The sequence below is a fragment of the Micrococcaceae bacterium Sec5.1 genome, from assembly GCA_039636795.1.
Lineage (GTDB): Bacteria > Actinomycetota > Actinomycetes > Actinomycetales > Micrococcaceae > Arthrobacter.
The window spans coordinates 2200254-2216183 of sequence record CP143430.1 but is presented as its reverse complement, the minus strand read 5'-3'; the positions used below and the strand labels follow the sequence as shown (position 1 = coordinate 2216183).

Sequence of the window (15930 nt, the reverse complement as noted above, 5' to 3'; positions counted from 1 at the left end):
CGTCCATACGCTTTGCAGATCTTCCCGGAGAATGGCCTGCTCCGCTTTCTTCAGTGACAAGCTGGGGCGCAAGTCCTAAACCCGCAAGGGAACGTATATACCGGCCATCTCAGGTGTGCTTGAGGCGCGTATCCGGCGGTCGAAGACCTGCTTCCCCGGGCAGGCGATTCTGATGGCCAGTTCGCGGAGAGGATTCACATTGCGCTGGACGCGTAGGCGGCCCGCGGCGGGTTTCGGTCAGGTCGAATTCGAGCGCGGAAACGTGTGCCAGCTGATCGCTTGGTGACCCACGAGAACGTGCCATTGACGCCGGAGGGGCGTCGTTGGCTCGCCCTGCTGATAGCTCGGCGACGGTTGGTCCACGCCGAGGGCATACAAAACGCTACCTGCGTTCCGCGACGACGAAGTCATGGTGGGCCCCGACATCGGAAGGGGCGACGTTGACCGACCGCAGCTCCCACCCGTATCGGTCGCCGCCCCAGCTGCCGCAGAGGACCGGGCGTTATGGCTTGACCCGCAGTGCGAGCGCAGCACATTTGACACCCGTCGCAGGTGACTCAGCCGGCCCGGGAGGAGTGACAATTGCGCCCACCCTCGAAGTGCGGGAATGGCGCCACGACTTGCTCCGGGATCTGCCCCGCCATTCGGAGTGTCCTAGGACCATGGGATCATTTATGGGCTGTGATATTGGCAGCGAACTCTGGGTCGCTGACGGAAAGCGTTCCCAGGCAAGCGCGAACTCCAACACGGCACCATAAGAAGCCGCGCCCTCAACCACCCAAAGAGTGGCCATATCGGCCTCGGTGCGACGCGCAACCCAAGCAATTGCGCGATTGATCCCGGCGCCCGTCGCTGCGAAATCACGGTTTTCGATCCTTTCGCCGCTAGCCGCGGCAATAATGGCGAAAACGTGCTTCCGGGCGTGGGTGTCAACTCCCATGATAAACGGGTGGGAATACGCAGCGATTGTCACAGCGGTTGGGGCACCTCCTCATTTCGCGCACATGGTCAGGCCGCTTATGGGCAGTTTTTCATGGCCACTAATAAACAGGACACCCGGGCACGGGGCCAAGCGTTTAATGAGTCACGACCGCGGGGTGGAACGGCCTGCACCTTCTCTGCCAGCCAGTCCCAGACCTGCCACCCCATCCTCACAGGGGTTTGAAACAAGCGGGGCGTTTGCGAGCGAAGCTGTTGGGGTTACCCCACATCGGGCTCCTCGAATATGACAGCCTCACCCGTCGAGGCCGAGCGTATCGAGGACTCCGGTGACAGGTGGTGCTGATGTCTTGTCACCCTTGATCGGCAGTGGGAGACAGAATTCAAGGGCCAGTCCCAGGTGTGGTATGAGCTGCTGGTCCAGGTGATCCCGGTTGCAGGTCTTCTTTCAGAGGAACCATCATTTTTTCTTTCGACGGCCTGCTGAGGCCCGAAGCTCCGTTGTAACTGAAAGGAGAACCGCTCCTTCCGAGCAGTACGACTCTGAGTACTAGCGTACCGGCCTGCGGCTGAAAGAGTACCCGCCGATGTATTTCTGGAATAGTAGGAGAATTGTCCGTCGCCACCCAAGTACCTCGACGAGAAAGGACTGCCCGGCTAAGTGAGCTGTTCGCACAACTTGTCGAGCTCGTCCTACGAGAAGGTTTCGCAGACTTGACTATTGAAGCGGCAGCCAGCAGGCTTCACTGTTCAAAATCGACGATATACAGTCTTGCCAGCAGCAGAGAGCACCTCGTCCGTTCGGCGGTTATTTCCTTCTTCAAGGCCGGAGCTGAATGTGTCGAAGCCAAACTTCAGGACGAAACGAACCCGGCGAACAGTTTGGCCTTATATCTGCGTGCCGTGGGCGACGAATTGCGGCTGGCCTCGCCTGCGTTTATTAACGATGTGGCAACGTTTCCCCCTTAGGAGATCCATGAGCGAAACACCTGAATCGCGGCCGAGAAAGTGCGTGAACTCGTTTCTGAAGGCGTCCAAAATGGTGTTTTCCGGCAAGTGCCTGCGGATTTTGTCTCCGACGTGGCCTCGTCCCTCATGGTGAGGATCCAACAGCGGCAGGTCGCAGCAAAGGCTGGTCTCAGTGATGCTGAAGCCTACGAAGCCTTGGCGAACCTGATGGTAGATGGCATCCGCTTGAACTAGGAGGGGCCGAGAGCGAAGGTCCATCCAACGGTCGTACTGACAATTGGCCGCGAAAGCCAGCAAGCACGCCTTCCACTGCGACGGACCGTTAAGGCGGGCGGCTGCGACAGATCAATCCCGCAGCCGCGGCTGGTGTGTCACAACAAAATGAATCCCTTTAGGGATTCTCGCTCTTCCGTGGCACACGAACAATAAGCGCGTCGCCTTGCCCACCACCGCCGCACAGCGCCGCCGCCCCGATTCCACCGCCGCGCCTGGCCAGTTCCATCACCAAATGCAGCACCACGCGTGCTCCGGACATTCCGATGGGATGGCCGAGGGCTATGGAGCCGCCGTTTACGTTTACGCGGTCCGGGTCTATCCCCAGCTGTGCCGTGGAGGCGAGGCTGACTGCCGCAAATGCCTCATTGATTTCCACCACGTCCAGGTCGGTGGGAAGAATGCCTTCCCGCTCACAGGCATCTCGGATGGCGTTCGCTGGCTGGGACTGCAGCGTGGAGTCCGGTCCGGCGACCATGCCGGCCGCAACGACTTCCGCCAGCCAGGGAATCCCTTCAGCTTCCGCACGCTCCTTGCTCATGAGCACTAAAGCGCATGCACCGTCGGAAATTGGCGAAGCATTTCCCGCTGTCACCGTGCCGTCTGAGCGGAAGGCCGGGCGCAGTTTTCCCAGCACCTCTACTGTCGTTTCGGGACGGACCCCCTCGTCAGAATCAACAATCAGCACCCCGCCGCTGCGCTGAGGCACCTTGACCGGGACAATTTCATCAGCAAACCGGCCCCCATCCCTTGCCGCTGCCGCAAGCCGGTGGGACCGGGCCGCAAACGCGTCCTGCTCAAGCCGGCTCAGCGGCTCCCCGTCGTTGTACTGCTCCGTGAGCAGGCCCATCGACTGGTCAGTAAACGCGTCATGGAGCCCATCGAACTCCATGTGGTCCACCATGGTGACAGCCCCATATTTACGGCCGGTCCGCGAACCGAGCTGTAAATGCGGGGCCTGACTCATCGATTCCTGGCCGCCCGCGACCACCGTCTGCAACACTCCCGACCGGATGAACTGGTCCGCGAGTATGATGGACTGAATCCCGGAGAGACAGACCTTGTTAACGGTCAGGGACGGTGTACGCCCGCTGATGCCGGCCTTGACCGCGGCTTGCCTGGCTGGCATCTGGCCGGCGCCGGCGGTGAGTACCTGCCCCATGATGACGTAATCAACCGAGTCAGGAGATACCCGGGAGCGCTCAAGGGCAGCCTCAATGGCGATGGCACCCAACTCCACACCTGAGAGCCCAGACAATGACCCCAGGAGTTTGCCAACAGGCGTACGTGCCCCGGCTACGATGACAGTTTCATTCATTTTAATACTCCAGTCTTTCGTCGTCACTGGGGTGCCATTCGAAGGGCGCCGTCCATGCGGATGGTCTCGCCGTTGAGGTAGTCATGTTCGGCGATCATGATGACGAGCTGTGCATACTCGTCGGGCTGTGCCAGGCGCTTGGGAAAGGGAATATTCCGCGCCAGGGCCTCGGTCACATCTGTGCCCAACGAAGCCAACATGGGAGTATCCACAATCCCCGGCGCTATAGCGTTGACGCGGATCCCCGACCGGGCCAGGTCCCGGGCGGCCGGCACCGTCATTGCGACCACGCCGCCCTTGGAGGCCGCATACGCGATCTGGCCAATCTGGCCCTCGTACGCAGCCACTGATGCCGTGTTAATAATTACTCCGCGCTGCCCGTTCTCGTCCGCAGTCTGCTCGGCGATGAGCTCTGAAGACAGCCGCAGGACATTGAAAGTGCCCAAGAGGTTCACCTCCATCGTCCGGCGAAAGAGCCCAAGGTCATGTGTGCCACGTGAAGAGAGGACACGGGCCGCAGGGGCAATGCCCGCACAATTAACCACGAACCGCAGCGGGGGCTGGCCGCTGCTGATCGCAGTGAGGACGCCGCGGACCTCGTCCTCGTCAGTGACATCGGCTGCCACGAAACGGATGTTTGCTACCCCGGTGGCCTTTACAATCGAGGAAGCAAGGTCGATTCCCACGACGGAAACGCCCCTCTTCGCCAAAGCGGCGGCTGTGGCAGCGCCAAGGCCGGAGGCGGCGCCGGTGACCAGGGCTGTAATTCCATGCAACTCCATTGTGCTCCTTCAGATGATTCGTCTACTTACATCGAAAATTCATCGGGCCGCAGTCACCCACGCAGACCTGCACTACGTAGGCTCCGTTACTGTGAATCTGGACCTGCTTAAGGCTGCCGACGTCCTGCCCGGCGAACTCGTAGCCGTTGTCGACGTCACAAACGGGGCAGGCTTGGAGAACAACCAGATTTTTCAGTTGGGCAACGATCCCGCGGAAGCCGGCCCGGATTCTGGGCTTCTTAAGCCACCCTTCGCGCTCGCGTGAACTCAAGCAGGCGAGATATTGAGGTTAGGCACCTCAGCGGTGCATAAACTCCGGCTGGCGCTTTTCAATGAATGCAGCCATGCCTTCCTTTTGATCGTGTGTGGCGAAGAGGGAGTGGAATATCCGTCGTTCCAATAGGACGCCCTGCGCCAGCCCAGTTTCAAAGGCTGCGTTCACCGCTTCTTTGGCCAACCTTGCCACAGGCTTGGACTTGGAGGCAATCAATTGGGCAACCTTCAGAGCCTCTTCCAGCACGTCTCCGGCTGGCACGACCCGGGACACCAAGCCTGCCCGCTCGGCTTCCTCTGCTCCTATGAACCGTCCAGTAAGCATTAGATCCATAGTCTTTGCTTTGCCTATGGCTCGGGTAAGGCGTTGGGAACCGCCCATACCGGGCAGGACTCCCAGGTTGATCTCAGGCTGTCCGAATTTCGCGCTGTCTCCGGCAATAATGAGGTCGCACATCATGGCCAGCTCGCATCCCCCACCTAGCGCGAAGCCGGACACGGCAGCAACGGTTGGAATGCGCAGTCGCGTGAGGTCTTCCCAGCCGCGGAACCAGTCGGCGTCATACATCTCCATGTAGCCTTGGGCAGCCATCTCCTTGATATCGGCGCCGGCGGCGAACGCCTTGCCCGAACCGGTGAGCACGACGGCGCCCAATCCAGGGTCAGAGTCCATGGCCTTGGCCGCATCCACAAGATCGTCCATCACCGCCTTGTTCAGCGCGTTCAGCGCCTCGGGCCTATTCAGCGTTATCAGGCCCACTCTTCCGCGCTGTTCTACGAGAATGTTGTTGTACTCGGTCATGCCTGACTCCTTGTTTTGAATTCCTTGTTCGCTTGTCGGGTGTGCCACCTTGCCCCGGCCTGTCGCGGAAGTGGGTGTTGGTTCCCGGGAATGGTTGCGGGGCCGACCACCATGGAATGCGTCATGGTTGTCTACAGTCAGTGGATCGGATTCGCGACCGCTCTGGTTAGTTCGGCGCCTAGTAGACCTGCCCAACAATCGCGGCGTCGGTCTGCTCTGGAGCGATCCGGCACGTTTCAGGGCGGCGCGGATGGCACAGGAACCGAGGTCGCTCGCGGACAGCGGGGCAAGGCCGCCACGGAAACGTGTTCAAACGGAGTGCGCGCACCGCCTAGACTCACGGGAATCCGGCTATCAGGACTCGTAGGATACCTTTCGGGAAAGTGCGGAAAATAGGGGGACAAACAGGCAGGCGTGACGATTAAGGTCGCCATGGTCTGGACGCGCGCTCAGTACAGATGTTCCGTGCTTTCGTTAACGACGCTGTGAAGCATCTGAAACGTTGCGATTGTTGATGGGTCGGGTGACCATCGGGTGCCCCACCGCAGCTTTATGGGTGCCGCGGGATAGGTCGCAGCGAACGCACTGCTCCACTCAGTTCTTGGCGTCCGAGCCTAGCTGACAGCCGGTGTGCTGCTCCTCCAGGCTGGCTTTGCCGTCTCTATGTTCAGCCCTCTCAGCTTCCGTCTTGAGGCAGCCTGGTGAGGGGATTTAGAAGCAGGTTAGCGGAAAAACGAGGTTCCAGCGTTGGTCCTGGGTTTGGTGACCGTTACATCCGAGAAACCTCGGTTGCTTCAAGGTGGTTGCTCCAACAGTTCGTGCCTGTGGTGGAGCAAGAACTCGTGCCTGTAATGAAGTCCGATCCAGGGCGACGCCGCAAGGGCGTCGATATCGAAGGACTCTCGGGGTGGCGCTACTTTTCCTGGGCATGGATTCCCAACTGGTGCAGCGCATTGCAATGGTTCTTTAGCAGGATTATTAGAAAGGACTGGGCGTCGGGGCATTGTCTTCACTCGTCTTTCTGAGCTGTTGTCTGTTAGAACGCTCGGAGAATGTCTTCGACGCGTTGTTTGGCGTCGCCGAAGAGCATCTGGGACTTCTCCCGGTAGAAGAGGGGGTTTTGGACGCCGGCGTAGCCGGCGGCCATGGAGCGTTTGAAGACGATGACGTTCTCGGCTTCCCAAACTTTGAGGACGGGCATCCCGGCGATGGGACTGCCGGGATCTTCGGCGGCGGCGGGGTTGACGGTGTCGTTTGCGCCGATGACCAGGACCACGGAGGTGTCGCCAAGGTCGTCGTTGATTTCGTCCATTTCCAGGACGATGTCGTAGGGGACTTTTGCTTCCGCAAGGAGGACGTTCATGTGCCCGGGCAACCGGCCAGCGACCGGGTGGATGCCGAAGCGGACGTTCACGCCGCGTTCGCGGAGCTGGTGGGCGAGTTCGGCGACTGGGTATTGGGCCTGGGCGACGGCCATGCCGTAGCCGGGGGTGATGACCACGGACGAGGCGTTGGTCAGCATCTCGGCTGTGGCTTCGGCGGTGATTTCCCGGTGTTCGCCCTGGTCTGTGTCCCCCTTGCTGGCGGGGGCTGCGATGCCGAACCCGCCGGCGATCACGGAGATGAAGGACCGGTTCATGGCCTTGCACATGATGTAGGACAGGTACGCGCCCGAGGAACCGACCAGGGCGCCGGTGATGATCAGCAGGTCGTTGTTCAGCAGGAAACCCGCCGCGGCCGCGGCCCAGCCGGAGTAGCTGTTCAGCATCGAGACAACGACGGGCATGTCCCCGCCGCCGATCGAGGCTACCAGGTGCCAGCCCAGACCCAAGGCCAGTACGGTCACGACGACGAGGAGCCAGAGCTGGGAGTCGTTGACATACCAGACCGTGAGCGCGACGAACGCGGCGAGGGCACCGAGGTTGATCGCGTTCTTGCCCGGCAGCATCAGGGGTGAGGACTTCATGCGGGCCGAGAGTTTCAGGAACGCCACGATCGAGCCGGTGAACGTCACCGCGCCGATGAACACGCCGATGAAGACCTCGGCATGATGAATGGCTGTCAGGTCCGGGGATAGGGCGGGGGCTTGGAGGTGGCCGTTCCAGCCGACCAGGACCGCGGCGAGGCCCACGAAGCTGTGCAGCAGTGCGATCAGTTCGGGCATGCCGGTCATCTCGACGACTCGTGCGCGCCAGAGCCCGACGGCCCCGCCAATGAGCACCGCACCGGCGAGCAGGCCCAGGCCGGTCAGGCCGTGGCCGGTGCCCCAAGCGCCCTGGAGGGTCAGCCAGATCGTCGCCGCGAGGGCGATGACCATCCCGGTGATGCCGTAGATGACCCCTGCCCGGGCTTTCTCGTGCTTGCTCAACCCGGCGAGGCTGAGGATGAACAGCAGGGCCGCGACAGTGTACGCGGCCCCTGCGATGGAGTCGGCGGTCAACGGACCGGAGACAGTGTCAGACACAGTAAGGCTCCTCGATAAAATTCCTGCTGCTGCGATGGTGGCGGCATTCATGAACGGGCCTTCCCGGCAGAGAACATGGCGAGCATGCGCCGGGTCACGGCGAAGCCACCGAAAATGTTAATGCTCGCCAACAGGACCGCGACGGCGGCGAGCACCTGCATGATGATGTTGTCCGAGGTGACCTGCAGCAGGGCGCCGACGACGATGATCCCGGAGATCGCGTTGGTGACGGACATCAGCGGGGTGTGGAGCGCGTGGTGGACTTTCCCGATGACGTAGAAGCCGACCACGACCGAGAGCATCAGCACGGTGAAATGCTGCGGCAACGGCGCCGGAGCCACCGTATTGATCAGGAACAGCGCCGCGATGCCCGCGGCGAACAGCCCTGCCTTGCCGGCCGGGCTCAGGCCCGGCTTCTTCTTCGGTGCCGTGCTGTCGGCGGCCGTTTCGGCTTCCGTCTTCGCCACCGGTGCTGCGGTGACCTGGACCGGGGGCGGCGGCCAGGTCTTCTCACCCTGCCGCACCACCGTCACCGAACGCTGCACCACGTCATCGAAATCGATCCGCAGGACCCCGTCCTTGTCGGGGGTGAGGAGCTTGAGCAGGTTCAAAAGGTTCGTTCCGTACAGCTGGGACGCCTGGGCCGGGAGGCGGGCCGGCAGATCCGTGTAGCCCAGGATCACCACCCCGTTATCGGTCACGATCCGTTCCCCGGCAACGGAGCCTTCCACGTTCCCGCCCTGGCCCGCGGCCATGTCCACGATCACGCTGCCCGGTTTCATGGCGGCAACGTCCTCGGCGGTGAGCAGCTTCGGGGCGGGACGCCCCGGGATCAGGGCAGTGGTGATGATGATGTCCACATCGGCTGCCTGCTCCGTGTAAATCTCCGCGGCCCGGGCGTTATACGCCTCACTGGTGGCCTTGGCATACCCGTCCGAGGACTCCATGACCTCCCCCACCTCGACCTTGAGGTAGGTCCCCCCGATGGACTTCACCTGATCGGCAACCTCGGGGCGCGGATCGGTCGCCCGCACGATCGCTCCCAGGCTGGACGCGGCACCGATCGCGGCCAGGCCGGCAACACCGGCACCGGCCACCAGGACCTTCGCCGGCGGGACCTTTCCCGCAGCAGTGACCTGCCCGGTGAAGAACCGACCAAACTCGTGGGCTGCTTCAATCACCGCCCGGTACCCGGCAATGTTCGCCATCGAGCTCAGCACGTCCATGGATTGTGCCCGCGAAATCCTCGGCACTGCATCCAACGCCAACGCCGTGACAGGACGCGAAGCCAGCGCCTCCACCAACTCCGGCCTCAGGCCAGGGCTCAGCGTTCCGATCAGCGTCGCGCCCTCCGCTAGCCGTCCAATCTCTTCACCCGTGGGCGGATTAATCCGCAGTACAACCTCACTGCCCCACGCCTCATCGGCGCCCACAATCAGGGCGCCCGCTTCGGCATAAGCCTCATCACGGAAGGATGCCGCCTCCCCCGCGCCCTTCTCGACCACAACCTCATAGCCCAACCCCAACAACTGCTTCGCCGTGTTGGGCGTCGCCGCCACCCTCGTCTCATGACCCAACTCGGCCACAATGCCAATACGTGTCACGTTCACTCTCTTTCATTCAACAACCGGCCATGGCCGACTTCAGCTGCCGACTCGGCCAGATATCGATTCATTTCTTCAAAGAACTTGTAAACAAACACTGACGCGCTGACTTTCGCTGGCATCGGCTCGGGAAAACCGTCCGTCCGTTCCCGCCTTGCAATCGCCCGACTCAGCGCCAGCGATGAAATTGAAACTCTGAGGGTTCTTGAAGCTCATACGCTCTGAGACGGATGATCAGCGTCCCGTGACCCTGCCGGAAAGCTTCGCGATTGGTGCGAGTACTAAGGGGCGGGCCGCGATCCATCCGCCGACGATGATGAGCAGCGAGACGAAGAAGATCCAGAACCCGGCCCAGTTGACGACGTCTGTACCGCCGTACAGGTGGTTCAGGTTCCGCAGTGCGCCAGTCGCGAATACAAGTGCGACATGCACAATGATGAACACTGTGAAGTACAACATCACTGGGAAGTGGACCGCACGTGCCCACTCGACGGGGTAAACCCTGTTCAATGTCTTCGTGCTCTTTGGCCACAGCTCCGACATCCGCACCCCGGTGATGGCAGCGAGGGGCGCAGCAACGAAGACCGTGAGGAAGTACATGAGCTGTTGCAGGCTGTTGTAGTTCACCCAGCCGTTCTCTGTTGGCCAGTTCAACGACATGTACTGCAGTAGTGCCGAGAGGGCGTTGGGGAAAACGTCCCAACTTGTCGGCAAGATTCGCATCCAGTGCCCTGTCACGAACAGCAACAGAACAAAGATGGCGCCATTGAGCAGCCATACGATGTCTAGCGACTGGTGCAACCATAGCGTCAGGCTGATCTTGCCCTTGCCGTCCTTTGACCACTTCGGTGTCCAAAAAGCCCCCGGCCGCTTATCGTTGCGCACCTGGAGCCCTGAGCGGATGATCAGCACCATCAGGAAGACGTTGAAGAAGTGCTGCCACTGTACCCATGCCGGGAATCCGGGAGTGGCCCCCTCAGGTAGGTGGTATTCGCCGGGATATGCGATGAGGAAGTCCTGCATGAACGGAAGGTTCCGGAACCATGTCGCGGCGACCACCACGACCGTAGCGGCGCCGAGTAGGGCGAACGCTCCGATAATAGCCAATCCGAGCAACTGCTTGCGCGTGTAGGAGCCAAACTGTCTGCGCTCCCGTGCGGGCAACTGCGTCGGTGCTGGGCGGGTCGCCGGCCGGGTCGGGCGAGCAGAAGTGGTGGAGCGTGCCGGCTGAGTGCGCACCGGCTGTGCCGCAGCATCGACGGCAGTGGGAGCGGATACGGATGCCTCCGCAGCGGCTACGGTTTCCTCCCATACCGCCGGTGCCACTCCCCCGGATTCGGTAGCCATGCTCGCGGGCGCCGACTCCGCAGCCGGCAACGGCTCGCTGCCCTTCACGCGCGGCAAGCCGCGACGAAGTGGACGATCGGAACCTACGCCAGCCGGGGTCGCAGTGGCCTGCCCTGCGGACACGACGGAAGTCGTCGCCGCGGGGACGGATGCAGCGGCGGGCAGGGCTATTTCGCTGGCAGGCGGCCACGGTTCACCGAAAGGAACCCGCGGCAATCCGCGACGAATTGGTCGACTACCCGAGGCGGGAGCGGCGGTTGCAACCGGCACCTCCGGTGCCATTTCAATGGGTTCGATAGCCGCGACCGGCGCATCCCCGGGGGGTGGCCAGGCATCACCGCCGGGCCAGCGCGGGAGCCCCTGCCGTATCGACCGCACATACGTCGCCATCTCCCGCTACACCTTCTTAGCGTCAAGGGCAGCCATCAACTGCGGCACAACCGTGAACACGTCGCCGACGACACCAAAGTCTGCAATCTCGAAGATCGGGGCATCCGCGTCCTTGTTGATAGCGACAATTGTCTTCGCCGTCTGCATGCCCGCACGGTGTTGGATCGCCCCGGAAATCCCCAGAGCCACATACAACTGCGGTGCCACGGAAACGCCAGTCTGCCCAACTTGATGCGACTGGGGGATGTAACCGGCGTCGACGGCAGCGCGTGAGGCACCGACGGCCGCACCAAGGGCGTCTGCGAGCTGCTCGACGAGAACGAACTTCTCCTCGGAACCGAGGCCGCGCCCGCCTGAGACGACCTTCGCGGCTCCCCGCAGCTCCGGACGGCTCGATGTCTGGACAACCTCGTCGAACGACACGATGGATGCCGCGGGCTTGCCCGATGCGGTCACCGGCAGTGTCGTGACCGTGGGCACACGCGCCTCGGCGCGCGCGTCGATGGAACCCTGCCGCACCGTGATTACCGGCGCACCCGAGGTAACGGCGGAGTCAACGTTGTAGGCGCCGCCGTAGACCGAGTGGTGAGCGACGATGCCTTCTGCATCCCGGGAGATATCGACCGCGTCGACCGCCAGCCCGGATCGGTTGCGTGCAGCAAACGCGCCCGCGGCATCCCGGCCGGCGATCGAGTTCGATATCAGCACTGCGTCGGGGCGCACGGTGTCTGCGGCGGCGACCAGCGCATCGACCACGGGCATTGTCAGGATGCCCGGATCCGCCGTCTCGGCAACGACCACATTCAAGGCGCCTAGCGCGCCCGCGGCATCCGCCGCGGCGGCACCCGCGCCGGGCGCGGTCACTACCAGTGCGACAGGAGTGCCGACCCGTGCGGCGGCGCCGATTAGGCCTGCCGCACTGCCCGCGAGTCCGCCCAAGGGCGTGAGCTCGACAAGGACAAGGATGGAATCCGCTTCGTATTCAGCCATGGTTGTGCTCCTTACACCAGTCGGTTCTGCAGGAGGAACTCGGCGAGCTTGTCGCCCGCATCGCCCTCATCGACAATCTTCACGCCTGCGGCGCGGGCCTGCTTCTCCGCGACCGCGATGACGATCGATCGCCCAAACTCGGGGGCATCGGGATCGACAGCCAGGTCTGCCAGGGACAGAATCTCCAACGGCTTCTTCTTCGCCGCCATAATCCCCTTGAAGTTCGGGAACCGCGCATCGGGCAGAGCCTCAGTGACCGACACCACGGCAGGCAACGAAGCGCTCACCTGCATCGTGCCATTCTCCACTGCCCGAACGCCGGTCACGACACCCGCGCCGATCTCAATCGAGGTCAGCGACGTCGCGTGCGGGACACCGAGCAATTCCGCGACCATCGCCGCCAGCACGCCCCCGGTGCCATCGGTGGACAGGTTGCCCGCGATCACGAGGTCGAACCCCGTGCGCTGGATCGCGGCGGCGAGTACCTCCGCGGTCAGCCCAAGATCCGCCCCGCGGAGTGCGTCATCGGCAACCTGCACAGCAGATGTCGCTCCCATTGCGAGGCCCTTGCGCAACGTCCCTGCGGCGCTCTCCGGCGCCATCGAAAGCACCACAACCTCGGTGCCGGCGTTCGTGTCCGCGAATTTGAGAGCTACCTCAAGCGAGCGTTCGCCGATCTCGTCCAGCACGACCTCGCCTGCCGCACGATCTGCTAGCCCCGTCTCGAGGTCGAGCTTCCGATCCCCATAAGTGTCGGGGACCTCCTTCACCAAAACGATGATCTTCATGACATCTCCTCTCGCCGCCTTCTTCTTCGCGACGGCTGTCGCAATGTATTGATGCGGAGCCGCACGGACTCCTCGGTCATCAGCGCAGCGCGCAGGACGCCACACCCGCCGGCCTTGCTGACCTCGGCTACCACGTCCCTGCGGTGCGAAAAAGCCACAACAGGTACGTCGATTCCAGAGAGGTTCGCAAATTGATGCCTTCATGATTCGCCTTCGGGTCGACGCCCAGATTGCCACCAGAGTCTTCGTGTCATATAGGGCCCGTTCCGGCAGCCTATCACTTACTGACGGTATCCGTCAATAAACTTGCAAGCAGGGGCTCTTGAACTCTTCCCGGCTACGTGCGTTCAGGGTTGGCTGGTCGGTGGCGGATAGGCGGTCGAGGTCATCCGATGATAGAGTGCGTCCGCTGGCCGCCCAAAAGACTCCACGTCTCCGCGGCTTCTTGGGCACCGAAAAGTCGGAGCAACGAAAACTTAGCCGGCTGCTTCACGCGGATGCCGCTGCCGCACTCTCGTCGTCTGGCTCTGCACGCTCCGCGCAGGCCCACGCAAGCTTGCTCTCTAGCTCAGCTATTATTGAGCACATAACGTCGGTATGTTACTACACGGTCCGTTAAGCAGGTAGCGACTAACCCCCTTTACTAGCACACGGTCTCGAAACCAGTGGGAGCTTTCAACTGGGTACTGCTTGTCACTCAGTTATACGGACCCGCGTGAGTGGGTCGACGATGAGGTCCGAACAACAGAGGTACCGCGCAAGAGTTCTCGTCATGGTTTTGCCCATCGGGTGCCGCGTTTTGAATGGTTGAGAAAACCGGAGAACAGACTGATCTGATCCCTCGTGTGAACGGCTCCGTCGCTGTTCTCCGGTGCCGATGCCTTGGTCAACTCCGCGGCGGTGACCAGCGCCGAAACCAGCCCGTCCTTGGCATCCTGTTCGTCCCAGTCGATGTCCGGTCTGCCGGTACGTGTGTAGTCATATTCTTTAGCGTGGGTGGTCCAACCCTGGGCCGTCAGGGACATCACAGCCGAAGTGGCGGATCGCCCCGATCAGTTGTGTGATCGAGTCCTGCCTCGCGACCATGGCTTTAATGATTCGGTGCGGGTTTCCCGATCCGGCCAGACGCCTCCGCCAATACGCCAGCGTGCTCGGGTAGAACGCGGTATCAGTCAACCCGTATCCGCACGCGGCCTTCCAGCACAGATCTTAGTCAGAGCCTCGGCGGTTTCCCGGTCAGAGAGGCCCTGCAACGCCTGCACCGGCCGTGACCGCGCCGGTAAGCCCGTATTGGTAGTCGGGGTGTGGACGAGCGGCCATGACACGGTACGCGAACTGCACCTTAGTGGCGCCAAAGTCGGAATGCTGCAGCGAAATCCCGTAACAGTTGTGAAGTTGGAGACCACTGAGTTGGTTTATCCGCCTGCTTACTTCGACGGGACGCCCCTCGAGCAAGCAGACTTCGTGAGTATGGCGGGTTTCATCCATCCGTTGCTGAAGGATGCGTCGCGTCAAATCGGAAAAGTGTAAAGGGGTGCGGAAGTGCCTTCCGCGTGCCGAGGGATGAGAATTGGGGTGCCGCTTGGCGGCGTCGCTACACACTGGTGCGGGCGAGCCCGTAAAAGTGTATGACGCGGGATTCTTGGGTGTGCCTGATTGTTGCCGTAGAGCACGTGGGTCTGTGTCCTGATCACAGGATCCTCCAAGCGGCGCCGATTATCGGTCCTCGCAAAAGAATGGGTGATTCTGATGGCCGTGATGTTCACGCGCATTGCAGGGTTGGACATCGGAATGAAGTCTGTGACAGTGTGCGTGCGCACCCCCGGGGCACGCGGTGGTCGTCACAGCGAGACGGGCACGTATCGGACGATGACGCGCTCAGTGGAGCTGATGAGGGATTGGCTGGTCGAGCAGCGTGTGACTCTGGCGGCAATGGAATCGACCAGCACGTACTGGAAGCCAGTGTTTTACGCTCTGGAAGAGCGGATGGAATGCTGGCTGCTCAACGCCGCACACATGAAGGCCGTGCCCGGTCGCAAGACCGATGTCAAAGACGCAGAGTGGATCGCCCAACTGCTTGAGCATGGTCTCGTCCGGCCCTCGTTCGTGCCGCCGCCACCGATCCGCCGCCTTCGCTTGCTAACGCGTTACCGGGTGCAGCTGATGGGCGATCGGACCAGGGACACGGGCCGATTGGAGACGATGCTCGAAGATGCCAGCATCAAGGTCTCTTCAGTCGCATCGTCGGTGACCACCGTCTCCGCACGGGCCATGCTCGCGGCGTTGGTAGCAGGCGAGGCCGATCCGCAGGTACTCGCACAAACTGGCCAAGGGAAAGATGCGGTCCAAGATTCCCGACGTGATCGAGGCACTGACAGGTCACTTCGACGCCGATCATGCCCGGCTGGCAGCAACGATGCTCGGTCGCCTGGACCGCGTCGAGGAAGCCCTGGCGACACTGGATCAGACCATCGAGGCCGCCTCGCGGCCGTGGGCCCACCAGATCGAGCTACTGCAGACGATCCCCGGAGTAGGGCTAAAAGTCGCGCAGGTCAACATCGCCGAAATAGGCGCTGACATGTCCAAGTTCCCATCGGCGGCGCACCTGGCCGCTTGGGCTGGTGTGGCGCCGGCAATCCACGAGTCCGCAGGGCACCGCAGCCCGGCCGGGGCCAGACACGGAAACAAGTGGCTCACTTCAATGCTGGTCGAGGCAGCAGGATCAGCGTCACGCAGCAAAAACACCTACCTGTCCGCGCAACAGTCCCGGATCGCTTCCCAGCGTGGCGCCAAACGGGCTCAGATCGCAGCCGCACACTCAATCCTCGTGAGCGTCTACTACATGCTTGAACGCAACGAACCCTACCATGACCTCGGGCCAGAGTGGTTGCATCAGCGGCACGAGCAGGCCAACACCCGCCGCCTGATCGCCCAACTCGAACGTCTCGGCCACACCGTCATCATCGACCCAGCCGCCTGACCACCCAGCCC

The 15930-nt window shown here is 62.1% G+C and carries 13 protein-coding genes and 1 pseudogene; 4 read left to right on the top strand and 10 right to left on the bottom strand.

The features are described 5' to 3' along the window. Positions 1-742: 742 nt before the first annotated feature. A pseudogene (locus VUN82_10260) lies at positions 743-940 on the bottom strand (IS110 family transposase). Between the two features lie 713 nt (positions 941-1653). On the opposite strand from VUN82_10260, the gene VUN82_10255 reads away from it, so the two are divergent. Together VUN82_10255 and VUN82_10250 are read left to right on the top strand one after the other, a co-directional pair. Beyond that, positions 1654-1908, top strand: coding sequence for a hypothetical protein (locus VUN82_10255; protein XAS74170.1), 255 nt, complete (start codon positions 1654-1656; stop codon positions 1906-1908). An 87-nt stretch (positions 1909-1995) separates the two neighbouring features. Then, entirely contained in the window at positions 1996-2142 is a 147-nt protein-coding gene (locus tag VUN82_10250; protein ID XAS74169.1) for a hypothetical protein, read from the top strand. A gap of 157 nt (positions 2143-2299) precedes the next feature. On the opposite strand, the gene VUN82_10245 is transcribed toward VUN82_10250, so the two are convergent. Together VUN82_10245 and VUN82_10240 are read right to left on the bottom strand one after the other, a co-directional pair. Beyond that, positions 2300-3499 (bottom strand): acetyl-CoA C-acetyltransferase, encoded by a 1200-nt coding sequence (locus tag VUN82_10245; GenBank protein XAS74168.1) that lies wholly within the window; start codon positions 3497-3499, stop codon positions 2300-2302. A gap of 23 nt (positions 3500-3522) precedes the next feature. Beyond that, the gene (locus tag VUN82_10240) at positions 3523-4281 is read right to left on the bottom strand and encodes an SDR family NAD(P)-dependent oxidoreductase (protein XAS74167.1); all 759 of its coding nucleotides are present in this window, start codon (positions 4279-4281) and stop codon (positions 3523-3525) included. Positions 4282-4294: 13 nt separating this feature from the next. On the opposite strand from VUN82_10240, the gene VUN82_10235 reads away from it, so the two are divergent. Beyond that, complete coding sequence (locus VUN82_10235; protein ID XAS74166.1) at positions 4295-4546, top strand: aspartate 1-decarboxylase; 252 nt, start codon at positions 4295-4297, stop codon at positions 4544-4546. A 33-nt stretch (positions 4547-4579) separates the two neighbouring features. Here the strand turns inward: VUN82_10235 and VUN82_10230 are convergent, their stop codons facing one another. The 7 genes from VUN82_10230 to VUN82_10200 form a co-directional block, all read right to left on the bottom strand. Then, positions 4580-5356, bottom strand: coding sequence for an enoyl-CoA hydratase (locus VUN82_10230; protein ID XAS74165.1), 777 nt, complete (start codon positions 5354-5356; stop codon positions 4580-4582). 1036 nt (positions 5357-6392) lie between these two features. Continuing rightward, positions 6393-7871, bottom strand: a complete 1479-nt coding sequence (gene pntB / locus VUN82_10225; GenBank protein ID XAS74164.1) for a Re/Si-specific NAD(P)(+) transhydrogenase subunit beta — start codon at positions 7869-7871, stop codon at positions 6393-6395. Next, positions 7868-9424 carry a Re/Si-specific NAD(P)(+) transhydrogenase subunit alpha gene (locus tag VUN82_10220; protein XAS74163.1) on the bottom strand — a complete coding sequence of 519 codons (1557 nt, stop codon included), beginning with the start codon at positions 9422-9424 and terminating at the stop codon, positions 7868-7870. The genes pntB and VUN82_10220 overlap by 4 nt, the downstream gene beginning before the upstream one ends. 234 nt (positions 9425-9658) lie before the next feature. Next, positions 9659-10894 carry a cytochrome b/b6 domain-containing protein gene (locus VUN82_10215; GenBank protein ID XAS74162.1) on the bottom strand — a complete coding sequence of 412 codons (1236 nt, stop codon included), beginning with the start codon at positions 10892-10894 and terminating at the stop codon, positions 9659-9661. 273 nt (positions 10895-11167) lie between these two features. Then, complete coding sequence (locus VUN82_10210; protein ID XAS74161.1) at positions 11168-12151, bottom strand: electron transfer flavoprotein subunit alpha/FixB family protein; 984 nt, start codon at positions 12149-12151, stop codon at positions 11168-11170. Between the two features lie 11 nt (positions 12152-12162). After that, the gene (locus VUN82_10205; protein XAS74160.1) at positions 12163-12939 is read right to left on the bottom strand and encodes an electron transfer flavoprotein subunit beta/FixA family protein; all 777 of its coding nucleotides are present in this window, start codon (positions 12937-12939) and stop codon (positions 12163-12165) included. Between the two features lie 770 nt (positions 12940-13709). Continuing rightward, positions 13710-13964 (bottom strand): hypothetical protein, encoded by a 255-nt coding sequence (locus VUN82_10200; GenBank protein ID XAS74159.1) that lies wholly within the window; start codon positions 13962-13964, stop codon positions 13710-13712. Between the two features lie 1313 nt (positions 13965-15277). Here VUN82_10200 and VUN82_10195 point away from each other — a divergent pair. Further along, the gene (locus VUN82_10195; protein ID XAS74158.1) at positions 15278-15919 is read left to right on the top strand and encodes a transposase; all 642 of its coding nucleotides are present in this window, start codon (positions 15278-15280) and stop codon (positions 15917-15919) included. The last annotated feature ends 11 nt before the right edge of the window (positions 15920-15930 follow it).

Bases quoted from the DNA above. Each gene is read 5' to 3' on its own strand.
- VUN82_10245 (XAS74168.1), bottom strand. From the start codon at position 3,499: ATGAATGAAACTGTCATCGTAGCCGGGGCACGTACGCCTGTTGGCAAA.
- VUN82_10240 (XAS74167.1), bottom strand. From the start codon at position 4,281: ATGGAGTTGCATGGAATTACAGCCCTGGTCACCGGCGCCGCCTCCGGC.
- VUN82_10235 (XAS74166.1), top strand. From the start codon at position 4,295: ATGATTCGTCTACTTACATCGAAAATTCATCGGGCCGCAGTCACCCAC.
- VUN82_10230 (XAS74165.1), bottom strand. From the start codon at position 5,356: ATGACCGAGTACAACAACATTCTCGTAGAACAGCGCGGAAGAGTGGGC.
- pntB (XAS74164.1), bottom strand. From the start codon at position 7,871: ATGAATGCCGCCACCATCGCAGCAGCAGGAATTTTATCGAGGAGCCTT.
- VUN82_10210 (XAS74161.1), bottom strand. From the start codon at position 12,151: ATGGCTGAATACGAAGCGGATTCCATCCTTGTCCTTGTCGAGCTCACG.
- VUN82_10205 (XAS74160.1), bottom strand. From the start codon at position 12,939: ATGAAGATCATCGTTTTGGTGAAGGAGGTCCCCGACACTTATGGGGAT.
- VUN82_10200 (XAS74159.1), bottom strand. From the start codon at position 13,964: ATGTCCCTGACGGCCCAGGGTTGGACCACCCACGCTAAAGAATATGAC.
- VUN82_10195 (XAS74158.1), top strand. From the start codon at position 15,278: ATGCGGTCCAAGATTCCCGACGTGATCGAGGCACTGACAGGTCACTTC.